Source organism: Acetobacterium sp. (assembly GCF_036508315.1).
In the GTDB taxonomy this organism is placed as follows: Bacteria; Bacillota; Clostridia; order Eubacteriales; family Eubacteriaceae; genus Acetobacterium.
Genome location: NZ_DATCHP010000005.1, coordinates 94,011 through 101,423 on the forward strand (window position 1 = coordinate 94,011; position 7,413 = coordinate 101,423).

At 33.6% G+C, this 7,413-nt stretch carries 5 protein-coding genes and 1 pseudogene; 5 read left to right on the plus strand and 1 reads right to left on the minus strand.

Annotation, left to right across the window (positions count from 1 at the left end; translation table 11 throughout):
• Window positions 1–428 precede the first annotated feature (428 nt).
• Window positions 429–1,010 carry an integrase core domain-containing protein gene (locus VIK44_RS00800; protein ID WP_331551932.1) on the minus strand — a complete coding sequence of 194 codons (582 nt, stop codon included), beginning with the start codon at window positions 1,008–1,010 and terminating at the stop codon, window positions 429–431.
• 232 nt (window positions 1,011–1,242) lie between these two features.
• Between VIK44_RS00800 and VIK44_RS00805 the strand changes: the two genes are divergently transcribed.
• The 5 genes and pseudogenes from VIK44_RS00805 to VIK44_RS00825 all read left to right on the plus strand — a co-directional run.
• Window positions 1,243–2,409, plus strand: coding sequence for a nucleotide sugar dehydrogenase (locus VIK44_RS00805; protein WP_331551924.1), 1,167 nt, complete (start codon window positions 1,243–1,245; stop codon window positions 2,407–2,409).
• A gap of 3 nt (window positions 2,410–2,412) precedes the next feature.
• Window positions 2,413–3,552, plus strand: coding sequence for a glycosyltransferase family 4 protein (locus tag VIK44_RS00810; RefSeq protein WP_331551925.1), 1,140 nt, complete (start codon window positions 2,413–2,415; stop codon window positions 3,550–3,552).
• Between the two features lie 93 nt (window positions 3,553–3,645).
• Window positions 3,646–4,983 (plus strand): hypothetical protein, encoded by a 1,338-nt coding sequence (locus tag VIK44_RS00815; protein WP_331551926.1) that lies wholly within the window; start codon window positions 3,646–3,648, stop codon window positions 4,981–4,983.
• 25 nt (window positions 4,984–5,008) lie between these two features.
• Window positions 5,009–6,157 carry a hypothetical protein gene (locus tag VIK44_RS00820; protein WP_331551927.1) on the plus strand — a complete coding sequence of 383 codons (1,149 nt, stop codon included), beginning with the start codon at window positions 5,009–5,011 and terminating at the stop codon, window positions 6,155–6,157.
• A 115-nt stretch (window positions 6,158–6,272) separates the two neighbouring features.
• A pseudogene (locus tag VIK44_RS00825) lies at window positions 6,273–7,268 on the plus strand (IS1634 family transposase); the annotation flags it as partial.
• Window positions 7,269–7,413 lie beyond the last annotated feature (145 nt).

Genomic DNA, 7,413 nt, shown 5'->3' on the forward strand with positions numbered 1-7,413 from the left:
GCTATCAAAGGTAGAGAAGTAAAGATGATGAATTTAGGCGTAAAGTAAGGATCAACAGAATCTTAATTAAATCTCAAGCCATAGTGACCTGTATAGAATCTTTAAAAATGAATTCAATACAGGAATATCATATTCACCAGAGTTCTTAGGAGAAGTAAAAGTTTTTATGACAAGTTCTACCAATCAATAATTGTGGTCAGAGAGTAATCTGAAGAGCTAGGTTTTTTGCAATTCTGGTAGCAGAGTGCGCTATAAAGCAGGATGTTTCAACGCTATTCACTAATTAGACAGGGCGCTGAAGGACAACACCTGCCAGGTTTTATGGGCTCTATGTTTTAATAAATGAGTATCTGACATATCATCGAAGTCGGTGTTTGCCAAGATAGTTGTCATCATTTCCAATTTTTTTTACGATACATGTTGCAAACTCATGCGATCGAAATATCCATTAAATCTTGCTCTTCTGTTTTTACAGGATTAAGAAAAACTTTGACATCAAGTTCCCATTTCCGGCACTGTCGTGTCCAACGATTCGGATTTTTTTCCTTTGCTTGTTCATAAACACGTTGCCGATTTTCAAAAATTACGGTATCCATGCCGGTGTGTCGTTGATTGGGGGTAAGGAAATTAAGATCACTGTGATGTTGTTCATGATTGTACCCGTGGACGAATTTCAATACCCATTGTCTGGCTTCGCTGATGTCCAAAAACCCTTTGTAGGGGTAATTCGGGCAATATTTGCAGGTTCTGAAAATCGATTCGGCATAGGCATTATCATTACTGACAAGGGTTCGGTTTCTGGAACCGGTAATTTCCAGTTGATACAATGTTTCCAAAAGGGTTGCGCCTTTCATGGGACTGCCATTGTCTGAAGGAAGCACTAATGGTGTCTGTCCGGTATGTTTTTCGGATAAACGGGTTTTTTGCATCAAGGTACTGGCATGCTCGGCGGATTCCACCAACCAGATTTCCCTGCCAACAATCTTACCGGATATTAGGATCTTAAACATATTCAAATACAAATGGTTTTCATATTGACCTTTGTAGAACAAGTAATATTTTATTTATTAGCGTTGGTTAAGACAATTACAAAGTCCAAGAACAAGTATTTTACATTAATTTACTACTACACAGTTACTATTATTGCTCAATGGGTTGGTGTATATAGAATATTTACTGGAAAAGCCAAATTTTTCTGGGAAAAAGCAGAGAGTACAAGATAATATAAGAGAGGTAATTGATATGAAAATTACAATAGCTGGAACAGGTTATGTAGGGTTATCTAACGCTGTTCTTTTAGCGCAACACAATGAAGTCATTGCTATGGATATAAATCAAGATAAAGTTGATATGATTAATAATAAAAAATCGCCAATTATTGATACTGAAATCGAGAAGTATTTAACCTCAAAAGACTTAGCACTAAAAGCAACAGATAATAAATACGTTGCATTTAAGGATGCTGAATACGTCATTATATCAACACCAACGAATTATGATCCTGAAAAAAACTGTTTTGACACGAATACAGTAGAATCAGTTATAGATAATGTAATATCAATTAATCCACATGCAATAATGGTAATTAAGTCTACAGTTCCCGTAGGTTACACAGAGAAAGTTAAAGAAAAATTTGCAACAGAAAACATTATCTTCTCCCCAGAATTTTTAAGAGAAGGTAAAGCACTTTATGACAATCTTTACCCATCGAGAATTGTTGTCGGAGAGCAGTCTGAAAGGGCAAAGATCTTTGCAGATTTATTAGCAGCGGGAGCTATCAAGAAGGATATCCCAATCCTATTTACCAATTCAACAGAAGCGGAGGCTATCAAACTCTTTGCTAACACGTACCTTGCATTAAGAGTCGCCTATTTTAATGAATTAGATTCGTACGCTGAAGTCAGAGTTTTGAATACTCAACATATCATTGAGGGGGTAAGTCTAGACCCCAGAATAGGAACATACTATAATAACCCCTCGTTTGGTTACGGGGGATATTGTTTGCCAAAGGATACCAAGCAGCTTCTTGCGAACTATGCAGACGTACCACAGAATATTATGTCTGCCATAGTTGAAGCAAATAGAACACGAAAAGACCATATTGCGGATATGATTATTAAGAGAAAGCCCAAGATTGTGGGCATTTATAGACTCACCATGAAAATGGATTCGGATAACTTTCGACAATCTGCTATTCAAGGCGTCATGAAGAGAATTAAAGCTAAGGGTATTGAAGTTGTAGTGTTCGAGCCTGCACTACATGAAGATAAGTACTATAATTCAAGAGTCATAAAAAACTTCAATGAGTTTAAAAAGATATCGGATATTATTGTTGCAAATAGAATGGTTGAGGATATAAAAGATGTTAAAGATAAGGTCTATACAAGAGATTTGTATAGTAGAGATTAGGTTATGAAGATACTAAATATTAATTCCTATTATTTTAGTTCATCAGTTCATAAACAACTCCAAAGTGCGTTACACAAGCAGGGAATTGAATCGGAAACTTATGTTCCATTAACAATGAATTATGTACCAAGAGAAGAATGTCAATATGGTATTGAAGATGATGTTCAAATATCTGAATGTTATGGTAAATTTGACAGGTATATTTTTCATATTAAGCATTATAAGATTTTAAGAGATATTAAACAATGTATAAATCTTGAAGATTTTGACTGCCTCCACGCACACTCCCTATTTTCAAATGGTTTTATAGCAATGAAAATAAAAGAAAAATTCGGAGTGCCGTATGTTGTTGCCGTGAGGGATACTGACTTGAATATATTTTTCAAATATATGGTTCATTTAAGACGACTGGGATTGAAAATTTTACAAGAGGCTGATAAGATAATTTTCTTGTCTGAACCATATAAAGATTTTTTAAACCAGAAGTATATTCCTCGAAAATTAAGAAAAGAGTTGTTAGCCAAATCAGAAATTATTTCAAATGGAATAGATCATTTTTGGCTTACAAATAAAGGTTGTACGAAATATTTAGAAAATAATAAAGCTTTGAAGTTAATTTATGTGGGAGGAATAAGCAAGCGTAAAAATATAGGTATGACAGTAAAAGCGGTCGAAACTCTGAGGAATAAAGGCTATGAGATTATATTTACAATAATTGGAAAGATTGTGGATAAGTTTATATTTGATCAAATAAAAGATTTGCCATTTATAAACTATATTCAGCCAGTAACAAAGGAAGAACTTATTCAGATATATCGAGATAATGATATTTTTATTATGCCATCTATAACTGAAACATTTGGCTTAGTGTATGCTGAGGCAATGAGTCAGGGTTTACCAGTCGTTTACACAAGAGGGCAAGGTTTTGATGGTCAATTTGAAGAAGGTGAAGTTGGTTATAGTGTGGATTGTTTTGATGCTGATGATATAGCGAATAAGGTAGTTGATATAATAAACAGTTATGATAATCAATCAAATAAATGTATAAAATTATGTAATAAGTTTGATTGGGATAATATAATTCAAACATATATTGAAATATATCATAATATTGAAAAAATGAATAATGGATATGATAAGTGAAAGGTATGAATATGGGATTTACATAGGCAATATAAAAGCTGCAGATTGTTTAGTTCAGAAAGTGTTTAAGAAATTACGAAAAGGGGGTTTAAGATGAAACAGTTTTTATTTATAAATATATCAGTTTTATTAATATTAAGCCTTGTATTTAAAACGACAAGCATAGTTGCTGTAGGCCTCATAGGAGTATTTTTAGTAGTTTCCTTAGTCCCAAAAGGTAACGATAAATTATTCTATTGTCTTTCGTTAATATTTATCATATCAGTTATATTAATTTTGACTGCCTACTATGGATATATGTATCAATTTGGTATCCCATATTTTGGCGGAGGATCAGATGATTTAGCTTTTGAGCATTATTCAAAATACGTAATTGCGAACCATTACATGATGCCAGAACAAATTATTTTAGATCCACAATTTACATACAGTAATTCAATAGGGTTTATATGGATATTATCATGGGTTATGCGATTGTCAAATGTGTTTGGTGAGTATCATACAATTGCCTTTAGGGTACTGAACATATATTTTTTATTAGCTCTAAGTATATTAGTGTTTAGGTATTTTGAAAGGAAATACCAGTTTACATCAAAACAGAATTTAATTGTGTTATATGTGATAGCGTTATTTCCAAATTCACAGTATATTAGTATACATGTATTTAGAGATACGTTAATTAGCCTCATACTCTTTTCTGTTTTATTTGTTTGGGATAATTATTTTGATGCAAAGTCAAAAGGTGGTTTCAGTTTAATTAAAGCAATAGCATTAACGCTAATACTCGGATATATTTCATATTGGTTAAGAAATGAAAGTATGGTTTTCCTTATCGCAATTATATTAACTTGTGTGGTGTTGAAGGACAATATTCTTTCAAAAAAAAATTCCATTCTTTTCATTTTTTTAGTTTTTCTAGCATTCATTTTAATAAATTATTATAATATATGGGACTTGATTTTAGTGTTCAATGAGAAATATTTTATTCATAAAATGGAACTAAGTGATGGCTTATCAAATATTGTTTTTTCAATGTCTTTATTTCCATTCGGAATTTTAGCGAGATTAGGATATGGTCTTATTTCACCGATTCCGATTACTATACTAAAAATTGGTGGAATTTTTGAAAATGTTACGGTATTTTTTCAAGTAATAATTGGTTTTGGTGTAATAGGCCAAATTTATATGTTACCATATTTATTCAAAAACATAAAAAGAGTTGATAAAATTTTTATTTCTTTTGCAACTACATTAGTAGGTATCGTTATAACAACATTTACTTTCAGACATTTTATAATGTTATATCCATTTATGGTAATTCTTATGTTTAGAGAGTTTTTTGAAACAGAAAAAGGTCAAAGGATTAATTACTTTGTAGGCGTTACAGGTGTTTTAATTTTTGTAGCTGGTTTTTATTTATTAATTAAGTAAATAGGTAGGTAGGTAGGTGAATAATATGAATATACTAATAATAAAACTATCCCCAGTGGAAGGACTAAGTTCATCAATGATTAGGACTTTAGCACTAACCAAAGGCTTGTTAACTTTGGGACATCATGTCGATTTTCTTACGATTCCAATTAGTGAGTGCCATGTTATAGGAAAATGTTATGATTTCCTTGAGAATGTAAGGATAATCAGGACAAAAGAAAATACTAGATACGATTCTATAACTTCAAAAAAAGATAAAAGCAAGAATGTGAAAATAGGCATAGAAAATATTCTTAGAAAAACATATCACAAGTTTTCATTATACGATTACACATATTCGATGGCCAAAAGAGTTGATATTAACCTTTTAAAAACTAAATATTACGATGTTGTGATATCATCCTCAGATCCCAAAACTGCTCATATAGCAGCGAAACAATTATTTGAACAAGGTTTGAAGTATAAAAAGTGGATTCAATATTGGGGTGATCCGATGGCATTGGATATAACCAATAAATCAATTTATCCTCAATGGGTTATCAAGAAAGTAGAAAATGATCTTTTAAAATCAGCCGACAAGATTATTTATGTTTCACCTTTTACTTTGAAAAAACAAAAAAAGGCATTTCCAAAATTAGCACAAAAGATGATTTTCTTGCCAACTCCGTATATTCAAGAAAAATTATATGATGAAACTCAAAATATGAAGTTTACAATAGGTTATTTTGGTGCGTATACTAACAGGGTAAGAAATATTTTTCCGCTGTACAAAGCCGGAAAGCTCATGAAAGACAGTATAATTGTAAACATTGTTGGGAATTCAGACATCGTGTTAGAAGAAACAGATAACATTAAAGTTTATCCAAGGGGTGATATTAGTAGGTTTGAAAGAGAAGCGGATTTACTAGTTTGTATGTTAAATAGAGGTGGCACACAAATACCGGGTAAAGTGTATCACTATGCAGCAACAAACAAGCCTATATTAATTTTGCTTGATGGAGATAATATGAATGAAATAAGGGAGTACTTAGAATCATTTAATCGATATATTATATGTAACAATGAAGCAGAAAGTATAGTTAATGCAATTAATAACATTAAGAATTATCCAAAAACAGCATTGCCTTGCAATGAATTTAAGCCTGAAAAAATTGCAGAAGCCTTCATATCTTAAACAAAACATAAACTCAGTGACATTTAATTGTGAACATTATATTATGCTGTATGCAATTATTAAATAGTTGTTACCTGCATTCCCGGACTTTTATATCAAGGATTGGAGGGCTATTATGACCTATGTTTATCTGAAGAACAAGAAAAATGGGACTACTTATGTTTATGAATCCACCGGCCATTGGAACAAAGAAAAACAGATGTGTATCTGTGATCGGAAGTGTGTGGGTAAGCTGGATCCACTAACCGGTGAAATCATTTTTTCTAAGAAGCACCTGGAATCGAATCAGCCGGAACTTCTTAAACCAAAGCCTGGCCCTGTTCCGGCCACAGAATCACGGCATCATTTTTACGGAGCAACCTATCTATTTGATGCGATTGGTAAGAAACTTGGCATCACGGATGACCTGAAAAGGTGCTTTCCGGATACATACCGGCAGATTCTGTCACTTGCGTATTATCTGATTCTTGAGGACCGAAATCCACTCAGCCGTTTTCCAAAGTGGGCGGCCACCCATAAACATCCCTTTGGTAAAAATATACCCTCTCAGAGAAGCAGTGAACTCTTTGCTTCCATTACTTCAGATGCAAAGGAACAGTTTTTTGCACAACAAGGGAAACGGCGTATTGAGAAGGAATATCTTGCCTATGACACAACCTCCATATCTTCCTATTCAAAATCGTTAATACAGGTTAAATATGGTGTGAATAAGGATCATGACCCCCTCCCGCAAATCAACCTTGCGTTACTTTTCGGAGAACAGTCCCGACTGCCTTTTTATTACCGGAAACTTCCGGGAAATATTCCCGATGTCAAAACAGTCAAAAATCTGATTGCCGACATGGATTTTCTGAAATACGGCACTGTTAAACTGGTTATGGATCGCGGTTTCTACAGTGAAGCAAACATCAACGCCTTGTACCGGAACCACCTGAAGTTTCTCATGGGAACGAAAATTTCTCTCAAATGGGTCAGGAAGGAACTGGACCCGGTAAGAGATACGATGCGAACCCGTGCCAACTATCAGTCCAACTATGAATTGAACTACCATACCGCTATAGTGTCCTGGGATTACCACCAGGATCGGCCATATAAAGGGGATACGATTGAATGTTTTGAACAACAAGGTTGCACGCTTCGCATTGGTGAGGTAACAAAGAAGCAAAAAGCACTTTATTCCGGTTTGGATATTGATCCCCCGACCTTGATATAATTCGTCGGGAATTCAGGATGTATCTTCTTTTAGGTGATAGTTC